At 37.8% G+C, this 19,500-nt stretch carries 19 protein-coding genes; 9 read left to right on the top strand and 10 right to left on the bottom strand.

Features of this window, described 5'->3' with window-relative positions; translation table 11 throughout:
- Positions 1-32 precede the first annotated feature (32 nt).
- Together CS937_RS06565 and CS937_RS06560 are read left to right on the top strand one after the other, a co-directional pair.
- Positions 33-803, top strand: coding sequence for an IclR family transcriptional regulator (locus tag CS937_RS06565; protein WP_099157632.1), 771 nt, complete (start codon positions 33-35; stop codon positions 801-803).
- 22 nt (positions 804-825) lie between these two features.
- Positions 826-1,155 carry a DUF3870 domain-containing protein gene (locus tag CS937_RS06560; RefSeq protein ID WP_099157631.1) on the top strand — a complete coding sequence of 110 codons (330 nt, stop codon included), beginning with the start codon at positions 826-828 and terminating at the stop codon, positions 1,153-1,155.
- Between the two features lie 55 nt (positions 1,156-1,210).
- On the opposite strand, the gene CS937_RS06555 is transcribed toward CS937_RS06560, so the two are convergent.
- The 6 genes from CS937_RS06555 to mreBH form a co-directional block, all read right to left on the bottom strand.
- Positions 1,211-2,653 (bottom strand): NAD-dependent succinate-semialdehyde dehydrogenase, encoded by a 1,443-nt coding sequence (locus CS937_RS06555; protein ID WP_099157630.1) that lies wholly within the window; start codon positions 2,651-2,653, stop codon positions 1,211-1,213.
- 54 nt (positions 2,654-2,707) lie between these two features.
- A complete protein-coding gene (locus CS937_RS06550) occupies positions 2,708-3,094 on the bottom strand; it encodes a hypothetical protein (protein WP_099157629.1) in 387 nt (128 codons plus the stop codon).
- Between the two features lie 116 nt (positions 3,095-3,210).
- On the bottom strand, positions 3,211-4,413 hold the full coding sequence (locus CS937_RS06545) for an acyl-CoA dehydrogenase family protein (RefSeq protein WP_099157628.1): 1,203 nt from the start codon (positions 4,411-4,413) through the stop codon (positions 3,211-3,213).
- 18 nt (positions 4,414-4,431) lie between these two features.
- Positions 4,432-5,592: a CaiB/BaiF CoA transferase family protein gene (locus tag CS937_RS06540; RefSeq protein WP_099157627.1), complete on the bottom strand. Its 1,161-nt coding sequence runs from the start codon at positions 5,590-5,592 to the stop codon at positions 4,432-4,434.
- A 311-nt stretch (positions 5,593-5,903) separates the two neighbouring features.
- The gene (locus tag CS937_RS06535; protein ID WP_099157626.1) at positions 5,904-6,251 is read right to left on the bottom strand and encodes a DUF1428 family protein; all 348 of its coding nucleotides are present in this window, start codon (positions 6,249-6,251) and stop codon (positions 5,904-5,906) included.
- 204 nt (positions 6,252-6,455) lie between these two features.
- Entirely contained in the window at positions 6,456-7,463 is a 1,008-nt protein-coding gene (mreBH, locus tag CS937_RS06530) for a rod-share determining protein MreBH (protein ID WP_099157625.1), read from the bottom strand.
- 477 nt (positions 7,464-7,940) lie between these two features.
- On the opposite strand from mreBH, the gene CS937_RS06525 reads away from it, so the two are divergent.
- From CS937_RS06525 to CS937_RS06515, 3 genes are all read left to right on the top strand, one after another.
- Positions 7,941-8,783, top strand: coding sequence for a CAP domain-containing protein (locus CS937_RS06525; RefSeq protein WP_099157624.1), 843 nt, complete (start codon positions 7,941-7,943; stop codon positions 8,781-8,783).
- Between the two features lie 856 nt (positions 8,784-9,639).
- Positions 9,640-10,635: a glutaminase gene (locus CS937_RS06520; protein ID WP_099157623.1), complete on the top strand. Its 996-nt coding sequence runs from the start codon at positions 9,640-9,642 to the stop codon at positions 10,633-10,635.
- Positions 10,636-10,647: 12 nt separating this feature from the next.
- On the top strand, positions 10,648-11,313 hold the full coding sequence (locus CS937_RS06515; RefSeq protein WP_099157622.1) for an SOS response-associated peptidase: 666 nt from the start codon (positions 10,648-10,650) through the stop codon (positions 11,311-11,313).
- A gap of 245 nt (positions 11,314-11,558) precedes the next feature.
- On the opposite strand, the gene CS937_RS06510 is transcribed toward CS937_RS06515, so the two are convergent.
- The gene (locus CS937_RS06510; RefSeq protein ID WP_099157621.1) at positions 11,559-13,019 is read right to left on the bottom strand and encodes a sodium:solute symporter family protein; all 1,461 of its coding nucleotides are present in this window, start codon (positions 13,017-13,019) and stop codon (positions 11,559-11,561) included.
- A gap of 1 nt (position 13,020) precedes the next feature.
- Positions 13,021-13,200: a hypothetical protein gene (locus CS937_RS06505; RefSeq protein ID WP_099157620.1), complete on the bottom strand. Its 180-nt coding sequence runs from the start codon at positions 13,198-13,200 to the stop codon at positions 13,021-13,023.
- Positions 13,201-13,406: 206 nt separating this feature from the next.
- On the opposite strand from CS937_RS06505, the gene CS937_RS06500 reads away from it, so the two are divergent.
- Positions 13,407-13,949, top strand: coding sequence for a transcription repressor NadR (locus CS937_RS06500; RefSeq protein ID WP_099157619.1), 543 nt, complete (start codon positions 13,407-13,409; stop codon positions 13,947-13,949).
- Between the two features lie 76 nt (positions 13,950-14,025).
- On the opposite strand, the gene CS937_RS06495 is transcribed toward CS937_RS06500, so the two are convergent.
- Positions 14,026-15,384: an alanine/glycine:cation symporter family protein gene (locus tag CS937_RS06495; RefSeq protein ID WP_099157618.1), complete on the bottom strand. Its 1,359-nt coding sequence runs from the start codon at positions 15,382-15,384 to the stop codon at positions 14,026-14,028.
- 191 nt (positions 15,385-15,575) lie between these two features.
- On the opposite strand from CS937_RS06495, the gene CS937_RS06490 reads away from it, so the two are divergent.
- From CS937_RS06490 to CS937_RS06480, 3 genes are read left to right on the top strand one after another with little or no spacing between them, the layout of a single operon-like run.
- Positions 15,576-16,046 (top strand): low molecular weight protein-tyrosine-phosphatase, encoded by a 471-nt coding sequence (locus CS937_RS06490; protein ID WP_099157617.1) that lies wholly within the window; start codon positions 15,576-15,578, stop codon positions 16,044-16,046.
- Positions 16,047-16,063: 17 nt separating this feature from the next.
- Complete coding sequence (locus CS937_RS06485; RefSeq protein ID WP_099157616.1) at positions 16,064-16,369, top strand: YtxH domain-containing protein; 306 nt, start codon at positions 16,064-16,066, stop codon at positions 16,367-16,369.
- Between the two features lie 25 nt (positions 16,370-16,394).
- Positions 16,395-17,237: a YihY/virulence factor BrkB family protein gene (locus CS937_RS06480; RefSeq protein WP_099157615.1), complete on the top strand. Its 843-nt coding sequence runs from the start codon at positions 16,395-16,397 to the stop codon at positions 17,235-17,237.
- 236 nt (positions 17,238-17,473) lie between these two features.
- On the opposite strand, the gene CS937_RS06475 is transcribed toward CS937_RS06480, so the two are convergent.
- Positions 17,474-19,405 (bottom strand): heavy metal translocating P-type ATPase, encoded by a 1,932-nt coding sequence (locus CS937_RS06475; RefSeq protein WP_099157614.1) that lies wholly within the window; start codon positions 19,403-19,405, stop codon positions 17,474-17,476.
- Positions 19,406-19,500: the final 95 nt, after the last annotated feature.

Below are 19,500 nucleotides of genomic sequence, written 5' to 3'. Positions count from 1 at the left end.
GGCTTTTTTAAAATTAAGGAGATATCACAATCATGAACCAAAGTGTAATGAAAGCACTAAAATTACTAGATTTATTTACAGAGGATACCCCGGAATTAACGTTAAAAGAGATTGCCCAAAAAGCTAATCTGCCTAAACCTACTGCATACAGGCTTTTATCTGCTTTGGAATCATCCGCCTTTTTAAACAAAACGAAAGAGACCAAGCATGATAGCCGTTATCGCCTTGGTTTAAAACTACTGGAGTTGGGGCAAATTGTATCAGATCAATTAGAGTTAAGAGGAATTGCTTTGCCTTTTATGGAGGATTTAGCGCATGAAATTAATGAAGTGATCCACTTGGTTATTGTAAACCAGGATGAGGCCACATATATCGAGAAAGTTGAAAGCAGCAGGGCACTGCGCTTATATACTAGAATTGGAAAGAATTCTCCGCTGTATATTGGATCAGGTCCAAAGATGTTACTTGCTTTTATGTCCAAAGAAAAGCAGGAGGAAATTATAGGCGATGGGGAACTGTATTTTCTAGGTGACCATAGACCAATAGACAAAAAGAGTTTAATGAAAGAACTAGCAAAAATTCGCCAAGAAGGATATGCTTATAGCATAGGTGAACAGGATGCAGATACTACAGGAATCTCATATCCAATTTATGATCACCAAAATCAAGTAATCGCTGCATTAACGGTTAGTGGGTTGTCAAGTCATTTTGAGGGTGACAATCTACTTTTAATTAAAACAGAAACAAAAAAAACTGCACATGTAATCTCAAAAAAATTGGGATATCGAGGTACTGATTTTTAAGCTGATATGGGGGGACAACGGAATGAATACGGTTTTTATAGCGGGACACGCTAGATTACCATCAGGAATGGCTGCAAAAAGTATTTATGATACATTAACTATAACAGCAGAAATTGATAAAAAGTATGGCGTAATCGTAACAGCAAGTTGCACATTAGCAACCGTTCATGGACGAGAATATGTTCAGCAACTACTCCGTGGCTACAGTCTGCAAGAAGGTATTGAAAAACCAGTCCAAGAAGTGAAGGACCATTATTTGGGCAAGGCAGGAAATGCTCTCGAATCAGCTCTAAAAGATTTGTTTAAACAATATGAACAGTATAGTAGTATAAATAAACACCCCAAAAGTTAGATGTTTACGCTGCTTTTGGGGTGTAGTACTGATAGATGGGAATCCCCTATTTACTTTAAATTCCCATCGATACAAACTTCATTTCTAAAAATTCATGCATGCCATGATGTCCGCCTTCTTTTCCAATTCCAGATTGCTTAATCCCACCAAATGGTGCTTCTGCAACAGCTGGGAAAACATCATTTACTCCAACAATTCCATATTCTAATTTCTCAGAGACGCGAATTGCCCGGCTTGTGTTTTCAGTAAAAATGTAAGCGGCCAATCCATAATCCGTATCATTAGCTTTGTTAATAACTGATTCTTCATCAGAAAATGGCTGGATTGGAATAATTGGCCCAAACGTCTCTTCATTCATTACAAGCATGTCATCCGTAATTTTAGATAAAATGGTAGGGTGAAAAAAGTAGCCATTTAAATCACCATTCCAACGTTTCCCACCACATACAATTTGGGCACCTTTTTCTACAGCATCATCAAGATGTGCCTGTACTTTTTGGGAAGCTTGTTGATTGATTAGTGGGCCAAGATCTGTACCTTCATCAAGACCATAGCCTACATGAAGCTCTTGAACTTTTTCTGTAAGTAATTTGGTGAATCTCTCCTGAACAGATTCATGGACATATAATCTATTTGCACAAATACAAGTCTGCCCGTTATTTCTAAATTTACTTGCTAATGCCAATGTAGTCGCTTTTTCCATGTCTGCATCGTCAAAAACAACGATTGGTGCGTGACCACCAAGCTCGAGTGACAATTTCTTCACATGATCTGCACTTTCTCGCATCAAATATTTTCCCACTTTAGTTGATCCTGTAAACGTAATTAGACGAACATCTTTGCTCGTTAACAATGTACTGCCAATTGCTTCAGCATTTCCAGTTACCAAATTTACAACACCGTTTGGCAATCCGGCTCGTTCCAGTATTTTAACAATTTCAATTGCGGATAGTGGTGTTTCAGGTGCTGGTTTCAGAACAACTGTGCATCCTGCTGCTAGGGCAGGTGCGATTTTTCGGGTAATCATGGACGCTGGGAAGTTCCATGGTGTAATAGCCCCTACTACACCTATCGGCTGTGGAATGACTAGCATTCGCTTTGATTTTATAGAAGATGGGAGCCATTCACCATAACTTCTGCTCGCTTCTTCTGCATACCACAATAGAAAGTTGGCAGCCCCTTTAATTTCACCAGTCGCTTCGTTTAATGGTTTTCCTTGTTCAGTCGTTAAAATTTCCGCAAGACGATCTGTTTCTTCTAACATTAGCTCGTGGGCCTTATACAAAATTTTGGACCGTTCACGTCCGGTCATTTCACTCCATGTGTAAAAAGCATTGTGTGCTGATTGAATGGCTTTATTCGTTTCTTCTTCCCCACCATAGGCAACTTCTGCAATGGCTTCAAGTGTGGCAGGATTATAAACTGCCTCTGTTTTGTCTGATTCTGCGGTATGCCATTTCCCATCAATAAAAATACTTTTAACTAGTGTTTCGATCATTATAAAACCTCCTTAAAAGTAGTCGTACCTTCATAAAAACAGAGTGCTGCCTATCTAAATTCCTTGCTCTCCTGCTGATATTCCTGCTCTCCTGCCGATATTCTTACTCTCCAGCCGATGTTCCTGCTCTCCTGTCGATGTTCCTGCTCTCCTGCCGATATTCACGCTCTCCTGCCGATGTTCCTGCTCTCCAGCCGATGTTCCTGCTCTCCAGCCGATGTTCCTGCTCTCCTGCCGATATTCACGCTCTCCAGCCGATGTTCCTGCTCTCCAGCCGATATTCTTGCTCTCCAGCCGATGTTCCTGCTCTCCTGCCGATATTCTTACTCTCCAGCCGATGTTCCTGCTCTCCAGCCGATATTCTTGCTCTCCAGCCGATGTTCCTGCTCTCCTGCCGATATCCTCGCTCCCTGCTGATATTCCTGCTCTCCTACCGAGCATCATCTCCCCAGGATGTCTCTAGTATGAAAGTAAAATTTTTCTGTCTCCTCAGCTTGGTGTTTACGTCGTATTTTATGTTTTATGTGTAAAAACAACAATCCTTATGAAACAGCTAATTACTTAGAAACTAATTCGTTTTCCCATGCTGGGAGCATTTTATTAAGTGGCTTATCCACTCGGTAGCCTAAAACATATTCTGCTTGCATAATTGTATGAATTTCGCGTGTTCCTTCATAAATAACAGGTGCTTTTGAATTACGTAAATAGCGCTCAACTGGATATTCATCAGAATATCCGTATGCACCATGGACCTGAACAGCATCATCCGCAGCTTGATTGGCAAAATCACAAGCTTGCCATTTTGCTAGAGATGTTTCACGGGTGTTTCGCTTACCTTGATTTTTTAGCTCGCCTGCACGGTAAACGAGGAGGCGACTCATTTGTAGGCCTGCTTCCATTTTTGCAATCATTTGCTGTACAAGCTGATGACGGCCGATTTCTTTTCCAAAAGTTTCTCGCTCATGGCAATAGTTTACACTTGCTTCTAAACAAGCCATTATCTGCCCACATGCCCCAGCGGCAACAGTGAAACGACCGTTGTCTAACGATGCCATAGCAATTTTAAAACCTTCACCTTCTTCTCCTAGTAAGTTTTCTTCTGGAACTTTTACATTATCAAAAAATAACTCACCAGTATTACCAGCACGAATTCCCAATTTACCTTTCGTGGCTTTTGATGAAAAACCTTCCCATGTTCTTTCTACTATGAAAGCAGAAATACCGTGATGTTTTTTTGCTTTGTCTGTATAAGCAAAAACTAAAAAGTGATCTGCCGTATCACATAAGGATATCCAGGTTTTTTGCCCATTTAAAATGTAATGATCACCTTCCTTAACAGCTGATGTTTGCAGTGATGCTACATCCGATCCAGCAGCTGGTTCAGTTAGACCAAATGCGCCGACTTTTTCCCCTTTTGCTTGTGGTACTAAATACTTTTGTTTTTGCTCTTCCGTACCCCATTGCAGGATGGACATGCTGTTTAATCCGGTATGAACTGAAACTGCAGTCCGAAAAGCTGTGTCACCTCGTTCAAGTTCTTCACATACTATAGCTAATGCATTATAATCCATACCACTTCCGCCATATTCTTCAGGAATACAGACCCCCATTAATCCAAGATCGGCTAATTTCTTCATGATTGATGTGTCAAAAATCCCTTCACGATCCCAGTCTGCAATGTAAGGCATAATTTCCTTATCGACAAAGTTTCGCACCGTATTTCGTAACATTGTTTGTTCTTCTGAGTGTTCAAAGTTCATAAGGCTCATCTCCCTAAATTAATTTGTTGTGTTTGTAAATCCTAACTTTGCTAAAATTTTATTCGTATGTTCTCCAACATCTGGTGGATGTTGTTTGACATCAACAGGTGTCCGTGAAAACTTTAACGGACTTCCAATCATTTTTATTGGACCTGCTGTTGGATGATCGTAATCAATAAACATATTTCGCGCCTGTAATTGCGGGTCATTTGCAACTTCTTGAATGTTTTGGATTGGGCCACATGGTATATTGTTCTGTTGACATGCTTCCTGCCAATACGTAGTTGGCTTTGTCAATAATACTTCTTGTAGTAATGGAACTAATTCATCGCGGTATTTTACACGACTAGGGTTTGTTAGAAATCGCTCATCATTAGTAAATTCAGGCTTTTTTAATATATTGCATAACGATTTAAACTGGTTATCGTTTCCCACTGCGATTACCATTTCACCATCCATTGTTTGAAACGTTTGGTACGGAACAATATTTGCATGATGATTGCCAAGTGCTGTTGGAATTTTCCCTGACATTAAATAATTACTTCCGATATTTACTAATGCACTGACTGCTGAATCGTAAAGAGAGATATCTAATTTTTGCCCCTTGCCTGATTTTGTTCGCTCCAACAAAGCTCCTTGAATGCCAATACATGCATACAACCCTGTTAAAATATCAGTAATCGCAACACCAAGCTTTTGCGGACCCGAAACATCATCACCAGTAATACTCATTAATCCACTCATCGCCTGTATAATAAAATCATAACCAGGCAAGTCTTTAAATGGACCCGTTTCACCGAAACCAGTAATGGAACAATAGACAAGTTCAGGATTAATTTTGATTAGTGTTTCGTAATCTAAGCCAAATCGCTCCATCGTACGGGATTTAAAGTTATGAATGATGACATCGCTTTCATTTACAAGCGCTTTAATTACTTGAATACCTTCTTCTGATTTAAGGTCGACTGTAATACTTTTTTTGTTACGGTTTGCACATAAATAATAGGCGCTCACACCATTTTGGAAGGGGGGACCCCATTTACGAGTTTCATCACTTCCTCCAGGTGCTTCCACTTTGATAACTTCTGCGCCAAGATCGCCAAGTATCATGGTGCAATATGGCCCTGCTAAAACACGGGATAGATCAAGAACTTTAATATTTTCGAGTGCCCCAGACATTACATCACTCCTTTCTGTGTGAATTAAAAAGGCCAGTTCAAAATGACCACAGTCGTGCTGCTAGTCAGTATGAACTGGCTTTTACCTGTTGGAACAGAACTGGAATAGGACTGTAAACAGATTAGGCAGTGTACATTTTGTAGGTTTAAAGGACGATAGCAACAACCACGTCCAGCTTCCGAATTGATCATGTGTATTGAACGCGGAGACGTTTCTAACATGATTTTATATTTCTATTCTAGTTTATTCAGAATAATTTGTAAATGTTTTTGTTAAAATTAACACATATAAATAGCAGTAAGACCCACACTTTATGTAGTAAATGTTGCAGAAATCACTTTTGATAGGTCAATAATATTTGTCATCTCTTTGAACAACTGGTCAATTTTTTCAACGTTGTTAACGTTTTTCATAACTTCTTCATAATGTGATTTGTTTCGGAATACCGATTGACCAAAAAAGACGTCTTCATTTTCAGCAACTTCTATTATATCAAGTAAACCTGTACAATCATGCTCACCGTCCAGTTTATCAGCACGATAGGTGTTATCCTCTAATGCGCCATGAGCTATATAGATTTCTCCGGCCTTTTCATTAATATCAATGAACTGTTGTGTGTGCATTTTTTTCACCCTATATAGATAAATAACTGTATACATGTTATCACCTCTTTATAGTATAAATTCAATATTTTGACGAATAAATCCTTTAATTTTGTTATAAAAATGGATGGAAATTGTAGAAATGAGGAGAATTTGAACAGGATTTCTATAGGATGTTTACGATCCCGATCGACATAAGTAGAAGTAAAACGAACACAAAAAAGCCGTGCACCTTACCAGATGCACGGCTTAATCAAACTTTTATTTTGCTGCTTTTTGTAACTTTGAAATCATCTTCAATGCTCGACCTGTGCCGATTGCAACAGATTCAAGCGGATTTGGTGCGATATGAACTGGAACTATTATTTCCTGCGCAAGCCAATCTTTCATACCATTTAATAAGGCTCCACCGCCAGTTAATACAATACCACGATCAACAATATCCCCACTTAGTTCCGGTGGACAGTTTTCAAGAGTTGCACGGATTGTTTCTAAAATCTGTTGAAGCGATTCTTTTAGTGCGTTGTAAATTTCAGTAGAGGATACATTAATTGTTTTTGGTAAACCAGTTACCATGTCACGTCCTCGCACTTCCATTGTTTCTTCCTTATGGTCAGGATGTGCATGTCCAATTTCAATTTTAATATTTTCGGCAGTACGCTCTCCAATTAAAATATTATACTTTTTACGGATATGTTGAATGATTTCTTCATCAAGTTTGTCGCCGCCAATACGGACAGAATTACATGAAACAACGCCACCAAACGAAATAATTCCTACTTCAGAAGTTCCTCCACCAATATCAACGATTACATTGGCAATCGGTTCGTCAACTGGTAAGTCAGCACCAATTGCAGCAGCAACGGGTTCTTCAATTAGGTGAACGTGCTTAGCACCATAGCTTGAAACAGCATTATGAATAGCACGACGTTCAACAGTAGTGCTTCCTGATGGGGTACATACGACAACAGTTGGTTTGCGCATAGATAGCCCCATTTTTTTACTTACCTTTTTCAAAAATTCCTTTAACATTTGTGCGGTTACATCATAATCAGCTATAACGCCGTCTTTTAATGGACGAATAGGGACAATGTTTTGTGGAGTTTTACCCACCATTTCTTTTGCTTCTGCTCCAACAGCGACAACGTTTTTTGTATTAATATCTATAGCCACTACAGATGGCTCGTTTAAAACAATTCCTTTGGTTTTTGAATACACAAGAATATTAGCAGTACCTAAATCGATACCGATTTCTGCATTAGATAACATATAAGCTCCTCCAGTGATGACAGTTTTCTTCTATATATAGCATTTCTATACCATAACACAATTTTTGGGGGTAGGTAATGACTTTACATAAATTGGTACAATCAAACTAGTGATGGCGCTGGAAATGTTGATACATAGAGGTTTGAATATAACCTTCATTTAAAATAAACCAATAAATCTACCAAAAATCAAGTAACAATATCTTTACAAAATGGCCGACTTTGTAATATAACAGGGGGAATCAAGAGTATGTCAATAGTAAATTCGCTGTAAATTTTTCCACCAAATTGAACATTTTCCTGTTCAGTAGATATCAGGTAATTAGATCTTTCTTTATAATATAAGGATTTAATCTTAAAAACTATTAAATTTTAAGCCTATTTAACTAGTTCGGAAAATCCTGCCATATTTATTACAAAAAAACCGTGCTATGATAATTTTGCAAGCAACAAAAACCCAAAGGAGAGTGTAAGTTAAATGTTTAAAAAGATTAGTGTAGTAACAGCATTATCAACAGCATTATTATTCGGCGGATCATTATCCAATGTGAATGCAGCAGAAAAAGCTGATCAATCACAAGTTCAATTATATAAAGTTCTATATTCCGTAAACGGTGGAAACTTCCAAAATCTTTCAGAGGAAAAAATAAATAATCTATTAAATAAATACCTTAAAGACTATCAAATTAACTGGAATTGGAACAAAGCTGATCAGAAACAAGACAATCAGAAGAAACAAAAAGAAGTAAAGAAACCTGAACAAAATAAAGAACAAGAGCAACCAAAACAAGAACCGAAAAAAGAACAACCGAAGCAAGAGCAACCAAAACAGGAACAACCAAAACAAGAACAGCAAGCACAGCCTGAAAAATCACAAGCATCAACACAACAACCGGCTGAGCAACAAGAACAGCAAAGTCAAGCACAAGAACAATCACAGCAATTAAGCCAATTCGAACAACAGGTTGTTGAATTGACAAACAATGAAAGAGAGAAACAAGGTTTAGAACCACTTCAAATTGATGTAGAACTAAGTAAAGTAGCACGTGAAAAATCACGTGATATGCAAGCAAAAGGTTATTTTGCACACAATAGCCCAACTTATGGTTCTCCATTTGACATGATGAAGCAATTCGGTATTGACTATCGTACTGCTGGTGAAAACATTGCAAAAGGACAACGTACACCAGAAGAAGTAGTTAATGCTTGGATGAACAGTGAAGGTCACCGTGCAAATATTTTAAATCCTGAGTTCACTCATATTGGGGTAGGATATGTTGCGGAAGGTAACCACTGGACTCAACAATTCATCGGAAAATAAACGATAATTTTTTTAAGAGACTAGCTTCGGCTAGTCTCTTTTTAATAGGCACTTTTGCATAGTTATTACTTATTTCCATAAAATGCGACATAGTAAAAATTGTAATGCTTTCTATTTCTATAATTACATCCTGTCCCACCGTCCGGAATTGCTGCGGGCGGATGCTTTCCGCGGGCGCGACTTCAGCCTCCTCGAGAAAACCACTCTCCGGGGTCTTCGGATTCGTGCTGTTCTAAGCAGGAGTCACCGCCCTCCGCTCACCCTGACTGGTGAAGTGGTAATATGTTGTACATTATAATATCATTGCAATTATGGGTAAAATGAAATAGAAAAATCATATACCCTCATACTAGTAGCCCGTATACACGGAGATTCCTGGGGGAGATGAGGCATCGGTGAGACCCGAAATGCGTCAGCACGTGGAGGCTCATCAGCCGCCCCCCGGAAAGCGAAGTGTATACAGGCTGCGGGGCAAAAGAGCAACGTAAAATGCAAAATCTATGTTGTTTTTTATGTCAACTATTAAATACTATTCAACATGTGATAAAGTAACAATCTTTTAGAAAACAGCTTTTTTGTTAGGTCCCAAATAGTTAAAAAAAATTACTAGATAATTCCTTTTCGATACATACTATACATGTTCCTTTTTTGCTTTTACTATATTCCGCTGAATCAATCGTATGTGGCACTATGATTATCTTAATAAGTTTACAACTTTTATTAAGAGGAAAACAAGCCATACTGGTCAGTTTAAAGGTGCCATGATGTTTCTTTTTCGAAAAAACGTCTTTATATAATTATAGTAGTTAATGGTACAAAAAATTATAGATACATTTTTAATTGTGAGGTGATAGTCATGGTTCAAGGTGCTGCAAACTGGAATACCGAGCAAACGCAGGATTGGTTGCAAAATTATGTTGATGATTGGGTAGCATTTTATCGAAAACATACTAGTGATGGAGAAGTTGCTTCCTATATTCCAATATTAAAAGAGGCAAATAAAGACCATTTAGGAATTTCCATACTGGGGAAAAATGGTGTGGAAGTTCGCTCAGGGGATGTTGACATTCCTTTTACCATCCAAAGTATTTCGAAGGTGATTAGTTTTATCGTTGCCTGTACGGAACGTGGTATAGGATATATGCTAGATCGTGTTGATGTAGAACCAACCGGAGAAGCTTTTAATTCAATCATGCATTTAGAAATGAAGAAGCCGGAAAAACCATTTAATCCACTTGTTAATGCGGGCGCCATAACGGTTACTTCTATGTTAGAGGGGAGAACATCTGATGAGAAGCTGGAACCCATTTTTAAATTGCTGGAAAACATACTTGGCTATCGACCAGCACTCAATGTAGATGTATACGAATCAGAACGGGATTCATCCATGAGAAATAGAGCAATTGGGTATTATTTATTGGAAATTGGTTTTCTTGAATCCGATTTAAACATCACATTGGAAACCTATTTTAAACAATGTTCGATTGAAGTTACAGTAGATGACTTAGCTAGAATAGGTATGATTATTGCTAATGATGGTGAAGATCCTGACACAAAGGAAGAAATCATTCCTCGACCTGTAACGCGGATCGCGAAAGCGTTAATGCTGACTTGCGGGATGTATGATGCATCTGGAAAATTTGCTACATATGTTGGTATTCCGGCGAAAAGTGGAGTTTCAGGTGGTATAATTGCTGTAGCACCCCCAAGAGTTCGTGAGGAGAAAATGCCATTTATCGATGGTTGTGGAATAGGAGTTTATGGTCCGGCGTTGGATGATAAAGGAAATAGTATTGCAGGGATACGGCTTTTGAGGCATATCGCTAAGCAGTGGGATTTAAGTATTTTCTAGGGGATGATATTCATGTGTGGAAGGTATACATTATTAGCTGATGAAGAAGAAATAGTGCAAGCTTTTGGGATTCAACAATCAATCGATTCCTACCAAATGAGTTATAATATAGCACCTGGACAAAATGTGTTAGCTATTATCCATGATGGCAGAGAAAAACGTGCTGGCTATTTGCGATGGGGGCTTGTACCATCATGGGCAAAAGATGAAAAAATCGGTTATAAGATGATTAATGCTCGTAGTGAAACGGCTCATGAAAAGGCTAGCTTTAAAAATCTTATGTCTAGAAAACGGTGTTTAATTGTTGCGGATAGCTTTTATGAATGGGAAAAAAGCGAGAAGACAAAGCAACCGAAGCGGATTCATCTTACTGATCGGAAACTATTTGCTTTTGCAGGATTGTGGGATAAATGGCAACACGATGATAAAGTGTTATTTACGTGTACCATTTTGACAAAAGCTGCTAATGCGTTTATGCAGGATATTCATCACAGGATGCCAATAATTTTGCCAAAGGAATTGGAAGATAGTTGGATTGCACCTGAAAAGAAGCAACCAAGTGATGTATATCGTTTTTTGCAAACAGTTGAAGCGGAAGACTTAACAGCATACAATGTTGCAAGCTATGTAAATACTGCAAAAAATAATGACGAAACTTGTATTGCACCTTTAATCTAAATGAGGCTGGGACAAAAGTGTTTTAACCAAAGAAAAAGCCGAATGATATAATGGTTGGTGTTATAATCCGCTCCGGAAATATACTTCGCTTTCCGCGGGCGGCTGTTGAGCATCCTCGTGCTGGCGCCGTCGGGGGTCTCACCTATGCCTTTCCTCCCGCAGGAGTCTACGTATATTTCCTCCGCTAAAACAGCACTTTGTTCGTTTTTATACTTAAGAAGTTTAGTTTTGTCCCGGCCTTATAACTATTTTCTTTCTGCTTTTAGAATGTTAATAAACGTAGCTACTTTGTGTTCTGGAGCTGTTGTCAACAAACTTACCCCAACAAAAAGCACTGTTGAAGCACCTAGTCCCCAAATACCCGCTGCCAATCCAAGTGGCTTCGTACCGGTAAATTCAAGAATAAGAACAAGTATTGCCCCAAGGGAAACACTAGAGATGACCCCAGCTGCGGTTCCGCGTTTCCAAAAGAAAGTACCGAAAAATGCTGGTACAGTAACAATTAGACCTGCAGATGCAGCAACAGATAATACAGCAATTAAGTTTAATTCCAATTCGGCAAAAGCAAAGGCTAAAATTGCAATTATAGGTATGATAATTTTTCCGACACGCAATTGTTTCGAATCATTCGGCTGCTTTTTCATATTCCCATATACATCTCGAGCAAACATTGATGATAATGTTAGCATAATAGAGTCAATCGTTGAAATAGCTGCAGCCATAATTCCAACCATCACGATAACTCCAAGCACTGGAGGTACCAGATCAGATGATAACAATTTTGGAGTTGCTAAGTCTGCAGTGGAAAGATTAGGAAACATTTGAAGTGCTGAAAATCCCCACAGTACGGAAACAAACGTATAAATAAAACCGAAAATAAGAAAACCGAGCAACATTTGTCTTAATCCTTTTAATGTTGATGGCATGAACATTCGTTGGCTCACTTGTGGGTTAGACAGGCTAAAGAAAAACCATGGAAGTGTCATACCTATAAATGTTGAGAAATCGAAAAAACCGTTTCCGGGAACCGATAAAGCATCTGAATGATCTGTTTGTAAAGTCTCAAAGAATTGCCCAAAACCACCCAATCCATGAATAACTAACAGTACAACAATTGTCGAAGTAATAATCATGAAAACAGCCTGAAGTGAGTCAGTCCACACGACAGAACGGATACCAGCTGTATAGGAAAATAAAATTGCTAAAATGGTTGCAATGATTACACCTGTTGTGAAGGGGATAGCATTATTTGTGATCCCTTGCAAAAGGTACCCAACACCGGCGAGCTGTACTGCACTGTATGGTATGAGAAATAAACAGCTGACAAGTGCAATAGCAGTCGCCGCCTTTTTGCTTTCATAACGGTCCCCGATCATTTCCGAAGGTGTAACATAACCGTATTTTTTTCCGACTAGCCAAAAACGTGGTCCGAATAATGCGACAAGAGAAACTCCTGTAAAATAAACAATCTCAAATCCTAGAGCCCCTACACCGCCTTGATAGGTTAATCCGGCTAGACCAACCATCATAAATGCACTGTAAGTAGTAGCGCTATAGCTTAATGCAGAGAGGATGCCATTCATTTTACGGCCACCTAGAAAATACCCAGACATATTTGTTCTGTCTCCGCGTCTGGATAAAAATGCTATGAATAACGCTAAAATAATATAAATTGCTATACCCCAACTTACCATGGTTGTATTCAATTTACTTCCCCCAATCCTTCGTTACCATGAAATTGGCTATAATAATAAGTAATCCGATAATTCCCCATAATAGGAAACTGCCGTACCAGGCTTGAACACCTGACAGGATTGAGTAGGGAAGAATATAAGCTAGTAAAATTAATAATAAGATAAGAACGCCCCACATGACTTTTGATTTCATATCAATTCTCCTTATTGTGAATAATTGAACATAGTAAAAAATATTTACATATGTCTTTACACATATATTTGCATATTGGGAGAGAAAAAGCAACATTTTTACAAATATCAACTATCGTTCTAGTGTGTATTAACGAATTTTGTTTGGTATACTAAGAGTAGAGTCTTGACACGTGAAACGACAAGGATAAATTTGGGGGTAACAAAATGAATGATAAAGAAACGAAAGTGTTAGGTGAAGAAAGAAGACAGTTAATTTTGTCGTGGTTAAAGGAAAGCAGTGAGCCACTGTCAGGTAAAATTCTAGCTGAACGAACGAATGTTAGTCGCCAAGTGATTGTTCAAGATGTTTCATTACTGAAGGCAAAGAGTGAACCAATAATTGCTACTTCAAGAGGATATGTTTATTTTAAAGAGAACAATGAAATTCCAAAGTTTACAAGAATTATTGCTGTATGTCATCGAGCGGAGGAAACAGCCGATGAATTGTATACACTTGTTGATCACGGGGTCACGGTTCAAAATGTAATGGTTGAGCACCCAATTTATGGAGATATTACCGGTTCATTAATGGTGAAAAATCGACGGGATGTTGATGCTTTTCTCGATGAGTTGAAAAAGACCCAAGCAGCGTTGCTTTCCGAGCTTACAGAAGGAGTTCACTTACATACGATTGAGGCTGACACACAGAAACAGCTTGATGAAGCATGTGGAGTGTTAAAATCGGCTGGCTATTTGTTGGAACAATAGGAAGTAAAAATTTATATAAAAATAGATTGGCTACATCCCTTCTGGATTAGCCAATCTATTTTAGTGTTCTTTTAGCTTAGGATGCTCTTGAATTCGCTTTTTCTTGTTCTTTTTCTTCTTTTGCTACTTTTAGGAATTTCTTCGTTTCGTATACAACTACACCAGATAGCCCCAATATACCAATTAAGTTAGGAACAGCCATTAGAGCATTCATAATATCAGCTATACCCCAAACAATACCTAGTTTCTCAATAGCGCCGTACATAACAATTAACACAAACGCAATACGATAATACGGGACTGCTTTATCGTTAAACAAATATGCAAAACATTTCTCACCATAGTACGACCAACCAACAAGTGTTGAGAAAGCAAATAATACAATTCCAATTGTAACGATATAACCACCTGTGTCACCAAGGAAAAAAGCGAATGACGCGGCTGTTAGGTCGCCACCTTCAAGCCCGCCTGAGTACATATCTGCCATCACAATTGTAATACCTGTGATCGAACATACGATAATAGTATCGATAAATACTTGTGTCATGGATACAAGTGCCTGACGTCCGGGATAATCTGTTTTTGCAGCAGCGGCAGCTATTGGTGCGGATCCAAGACCTGCTTCATTGGAGAATACTCCCCGGGCAACACCATAACGGATAACGGTACCTAATATTCCGCCACCGATTGCACTTCCAGAAAAGGCATCATTAAAGATTAATCCAATAGCTTGTGGTAAAATATCCAAATTCATAACCATAATAATAAGTCCGCCAATTACATAGAATAATGCCATAATCGGAACAAAAAAGGCAGTAACTTTTCCAATACTTTTAATTCCACCAAGAATTACAAGTCCAGTTAAAATAGTTAGGACAACACCTGTAACCCATGTTGGAATACTGAAAGACCGTTCTAACGCGTCTGAAACGGAGTTTGATTGGACCATGTTACCAATACCAAAGGCGGCAACAGCACCAAAGATAGCAAAAATAATGCCAAGCCATTTTGCTTTAAGTCCTCTTTCTAGGTAGTACATAGGACCACCAGACATTTCACCTTTGCTATTAACAACACGGTATTTTACAGCCAAAATTGCTTCAGCATATTTCGTTGCCATTCCGAACAATGCTGATAGCCACATCCATAACACAGCACCAGGTCCACCTAATACGACTGCAGTTGCTACCCCAACTATATTACCGGTTCCAATGGTGGCAGCCATAGCAGTTGTTAATGCCTGGTAATGGCTTATGTCACCTTTTGACTTCTTATCCTGTCGCTGAGGACTAAATGCAAGTCTTAATGCATAAGGTAACGAGCGAATCTGTAAAAAACCTAAACGAAAGGTTAAATACAAACCAGTTCCAACGATTAAGATTAATGTTGGTGGCCCCCAAACAAAGCTGCTAATATTGCTAATAATGTCGTTCATTTGTCTTCCCCCTTTTTTATTTTTTAGAATTATACCTATAATAAATATTCCGAATATTAATATAAAAGTCAAGCATTTTTTCTAGAAAGTTTTAAACGCTAATTTAAGGGAAAATATTGGATGTACGAATGAGCAGACTTTCCAGTTTTGTTATAATTAAATTAAAATGAATGATGGTAGGTGAAGTACATATGATACGAATTTTATTTGTTTGTTTAGGTAATATTTGCCGATCACCGATGGCGGAAGCGATCTTGCGTGATTTAGTAAAAAAGCGGGACCTTACTGAAAAAATTTCGGTAGACTCTGCAGGTATCGGCCATTGGCATGCAGGAGAGCAACCTCATGAAGGAACAAGGAAAATGCTGGATAGGAAACAAATCTCTTATGAAGGGTTGTTAGCAAGGCAAATACATAAAAATGATTGGGATGATTTTAATTATATTATTGCGATGGATGACCAAAATATAAAGGACTTAAAAAAAGTAAATGAAGTTGAAAATGGACCTGTTATTGCAAAACTTATGGATTACGTTGAAAAACCGCTAGAAGGTAACGTACCCGATCCATACTTTACAGGTGACTTTGATTATACGTATGAACTCGTATCAGAGGGATGTAAAGAATTGCTTAAGTTTATTAGACAAAACGACAACATATAACAAAAGGAGAGATACAAATGGGTAAAAATAAATTGTGCTTGGGAATGTTAATAGGTGCTATTGTAGGCGGGGTAACAGCGCTATGTGATAGAGAAACAAGAAACTATACGAAATATAAAATGAGTGGTGTAAAACGTCAGGCGAACTATTATTTGAAGCACCCTTCTGAAGCAGTCCGAAATGCACAAACTGCTTGTAATCAATTTAATGAGAGCTTCAATAGTGGTGCTAACAATGCAATAAATGCACTGGAGCAAGTTGAGGACACTATGAACAAAATTACGAAGAAAAAAGATCCGAAGAAAATAGAATCTACAATGTAATGATTGTAAAAAAGGGGCGGGTATTGTGGGAAAAATAACTAGTTTTTTTAAAAAATTATACATTCGCTTTGAAGAAGATGATGTCTTTGGATTAGCAGCGCAACTAGCTTATTTTTTTCTATTGTCTTTATTTCCCTTTTTATTATTTTTGGTTACAATGATTGGTTATTTACCAGTTGATCAGTATAGATTTGAGAATTTTATGGATTTTATTGAAACGTATGCACCATCTGATATTACAAATCTAATTAACAATAATGTTTCGCAGCTTATAAACAATCAAAATGGAGGGTTATTATCCATTAGTATTATTGGTACTCTGTGGTCAGCATCCAATGGAATCAATGCGATTATGCGGGCTTTTAACCGCGCCTATGATGTTGATGAAGATCGTTCTTTTGTAGTAGCTAGATTGATCGCAATTGTATTAACTATTGCAATGGTGCTAGTCATCTGTATTGCATTTTTGTTACCGATTTTTGGAAAGATGATAGGGGAATATATTTTCTCCTTTTTCGGTTTATCCAATAATTTCATTAATCTTTGGGAGACTTTTCGTTGGATTGTTTCATCTATCGTGTTTTTTATTGTTTTAACTGCTTTATATAAATTAGCACCTAATAAACGAATCTATTTTAGAAATGCTATTTGGGGTGCGATATTTGCAACGATATGCTGGCAATTGGTTTCACTGGCATTTTCCTATTATGTAAATACAATTGGTAATTACTCAGCAATGTATGGCAGTTTAGGTACCGTTATTATCCTAATGATATGGTTTTATATTTCGGGTGTCATCATTATTGCTGGTGGGGTAATTAATGCAGTTATTAGAAAAATGAGGTTAGAAAAAGAAGCTGAGACATAAGTAAAATAATCAATTCTAAATACGAACAATGTACAATTTAGTGGAGAAAATATTTGTAGACTCCAGCGGGAGGAAGGGCATAGGTTAGACCCCACAGTGCGTTAGCACAAGGAGGCTCACCAGCCACCCGCGGAAAGCGAAGTATATTTTCGGAGCGAGTTAGTTGCACCAACTATAGTTTCTAGTTGTTCGGATTTTTCTTTGATAAAGATACCTTTGTCCCAGCATCTTTGTATCTATTTTAATAATCGTAATCCGTTTAAAATAACCAATATCGTACTGCCTTCATGTCCAATAACTCCTAAAGGTAGGTCAAGTACTTGGAAAAAGTTTGATGCGATAAGTACTAAGATAACGCTAAGTGAGAAGACTACATTTTGTTTGACGATTTTGTTCATACGATTGGAAAGGTGAATCGCACTAGTGATTTTCGGTAAATTATTCTTCATTAGGACAACATCAGCAGTTTCCAATGCGACATCGGTCCCTTCTCCCATTGCTATTCCAACATTGGCGCTTGCTAATGCCGGTGCATCATTAATCCCGTCACCGACCATTGCTACGTTTTGATAAGTTTTTCGTAAGTTTTTAACATGGTTAACTTTCTCTTCAGGTAAACATTCAGCAACAAAATGATCAATTCCTGCTTCTTTTGCTATTGTACTAGCAGTAATTTGATTGTCACCTGTTAGCATGACTGGATGAACATTGTGCTTTTTCAAATCCTTGATTGCATCTTTTGTTTCTTTTCTTATTGTATCTTTTAAAGCAAAAAGGCCTACTATACCTGAATCATTTTTAATAAAGACAATTGTTTTACCTTGCTCTGCTAAATCTGTAGCAATACCACCATGAAAATGAAAGGCATTGTTTTTCCCAACTAATGTTGCGTTACCAACTAACCATTTTTCATTATTTACATGGGCCGTTACACCATTTCCACTAATCGTAGTCATCTTTTGAATGTTTATTTCATGTGTCCTATCCATGTTCCCTAAGCAATAAGTTGCGATTGCCCTTGCAAGTGGATGTGTAGATTCCTCTTCTATAGCGCTAATAATTGGTAAAGCTTTTGCTCTTGTAGCTTCTGACTTGAAATATCCATCAGTTACGATTGGTTTTCCATTTGTAAGTGTTCCAGTTTTATCAAAAGCTATCACTTTTATGTGGCTCAGATTTTCTACATGGACGCCACCCTTAAAGAGAACACCATTTTTCGCACTGTTTGAAATTGCCGATAGGGTTGCGGGCATAATCGACGCGACAAGTGCACAAGGTGAAGCGACAACGAGTAAAATCATAGCACGATAAATACTTTCTGATAACGACCAACCAAACAAAAAGTATGGTAAAAACATCATTATGACAACAGCAGTCAAAACAACCTTTACATATGTCCCTTCAAATTTTTCGATGAATAACTGAGATGATGACTTTTCATCCTGTGCTGATTGGACTAAGGCAATTATCTTTTGAAATAGTGTCTCATTTGCTGGCTTTGTGACTTTTACATTAATTGTTCCATCGAGTGCAACTGTACTAGCGAATACTTCATGATTCATTTGCTTGTTTACTGGAATGGACTCTCCGGTAATCGCACTTTCGTTTATCGAAGAACCTCCTTTAACAATTATCCCATCAGCAGGTATTCGCTCGCTAGCTTTAACTATAATTGTGTCGTTTACTGTTAGCTCAGATACGGGAACAATCTGTTCTTGGCCATTCGTAATTTTCAAAGCTGTTTCCGGCTGAAGGTCCATTAAAGAGGAGATCTCTTTATTACTTTTATTTAATGTATATGTTTCCAGTGCCCCTGACAAAGCAAAAATGAATATCAATATTGCGCCTTCTGTCCAATATCCAATAATAGCTGATCCAATTGCTGCGAAAACCATCAGCATTTCTACATTTAATTCCTTGTTAGCAATTGTATCCTCTATACCTTCCTTCGCCTTAGCGTAGCCACCAATGACAAAGGCAATTAAGTGGAAAATTATCCAAAGCGGATGTGAAATATAATCTTCCAATGACCATGTTATAAGAATAAGTAATCCACTAAAAAGGGCAGCAATTAATTCAATATGTTCTGCAATACGTTTATACCAAATTGCTATTTTTAAAGTGGGGTGCTCACTTTGTGTTGTTTGGGGTGCGTAACTAGTTGTCATTTTCAATACCTCCTACGTAATTGATAATTATAATCATTTATAATCATCTTAAATAGTGGGCAATCTTATATTTAATTATAATAATTATAATTTAG

Origin of the sequence: Virgibacillus ndiopensis, assembly GCF_900187325.1 — a bacterium.
Taxonomy (GTDB): Bacteria; Bacillota; Bacilli; order Bacillales; family Amphibacillaceae; genus Virgibacillus_E; species Virgibacillus_E ndiopensis.
The sequence above is the reverse complement of the archived record's forward strand: the minus strand, read 5'-3'. Positions and strand labels throughout refer to the sequence as shown.

Bases quoted from the DNA above. Each gene is read 5' to 3' on its own strand.
- CS937_RS06545 (WP_099157628.1), bottom strand. From the start codon at position 4,413: ATGAACTTTGAACACTCAGAAGAACAAACAATGTTACGAAATACGGTG.
- CS937_RS06515 (WP_099157622.1), top strand. From the start codon at position 10,648: ATGTGTGGAAGGTATACATTATTAGCTGATGAAGAAGAAATAGTGCAA.
- CS937_RS06475 (WP_099157614.1), bottom strand. From the start codon at position 19,405: ATGACAACTAGTTACGCACCCCAAACAACACAAAGTGAGCACCCCACT.
- CS937_RS06485 (WP_099157616.1), top strand. From the start codon at position 16,064: ATGGGTAAAAATAAATTGTGCTTGGGAATGTTAATAGGTGCTATTGTA.
- CS937_RS06555 (WP_099157630.1), bottom strand. From the start codon at position 2,653: ATGATCGAAACACTAGTTAAAAGTATTTTTATTGATGGGAAATGGCAT.
- CS937_RS06500 (WP_099157619.1), top strand. From the start codon at position 13,407: ATGAATGATAAAGAAACGAAAGTGTTAGGTGAAGAAAGAAGACAGTTA.
- CS937_RS06535 (WP_099157626.1), bottom strand. From the start codon at position 6,251: ATGTATACAGTTATTTATCTATATAGGGTGAAAAAAATGCACACACAA.
- mreBH (WP_099157625.1), bottom strand. From the start codon at position 7,463: ATGTTATCTAATGCAGAAATCGGTATCGATTTAGGTACTGCTAATATT.
- CS937_RS06525 (WP_099157624.1), top strand. From the start codon at position 7,941: ATGTTTAAAAAGATTAGTGTAGTAACAGCATTATCAACAGCATTATTA.
- CS937_RS06560 (WP_099157631.1), top strand. From the start codon at position 826: ATGAATACGGTTTTTATAGCGGGACACGCTAGATTACCATCAGGAATG.
- CS937_RS06550 (WP_099157629.1), bottom strand. From the start codon at position 3,094: ATGCTCGGTAGGAGAGCAGGAATATCAGCAGGGAGCGAGGATATCGGC.
- CS937_RS06565 (WP_099157632.1), top strand. From the start codon at position 33: ATGAACCAAAGTGTAATGAAAGCACTAAAATTACTAGATTTATTTACA.
- CS937_RS06490 (WP_099157617.1), top strand. From the start codon at position 15,576: ATGATACGAATTTTATTTGTTTGTTTAGGTAATATTTGCCGATCACCG.
- CS937_RS06520 (WP_099157623.1), top strand. From the start codon at position 9,640: ATGGTTCAAGGTGCTGCAAACTGGAATACCGAGCAAACGCAGGATTGG.
- CS937_RS06495 (WP_099157618.1), bottom strand. From the start codon at position 15,384: ATGAACGACATTATTAGCAATATTAGCAGCTTTGTTTGGGGGCCACCA.
- CS937_RS06505 (WP_099157620.1), bottom strand. From the start codon at position 13,200: ATGAAATCAAAAGTCATGTGGGGCGTTCTTATCTTATTATTAATTTTA.
- CS937_RS06540 (WP_099157627.1), bottom strand. From the start codon at position 5,592: ATGTCTGGGGCACTCGAAAATATTAAAGTTCTTGATCTATCCCGTGTT.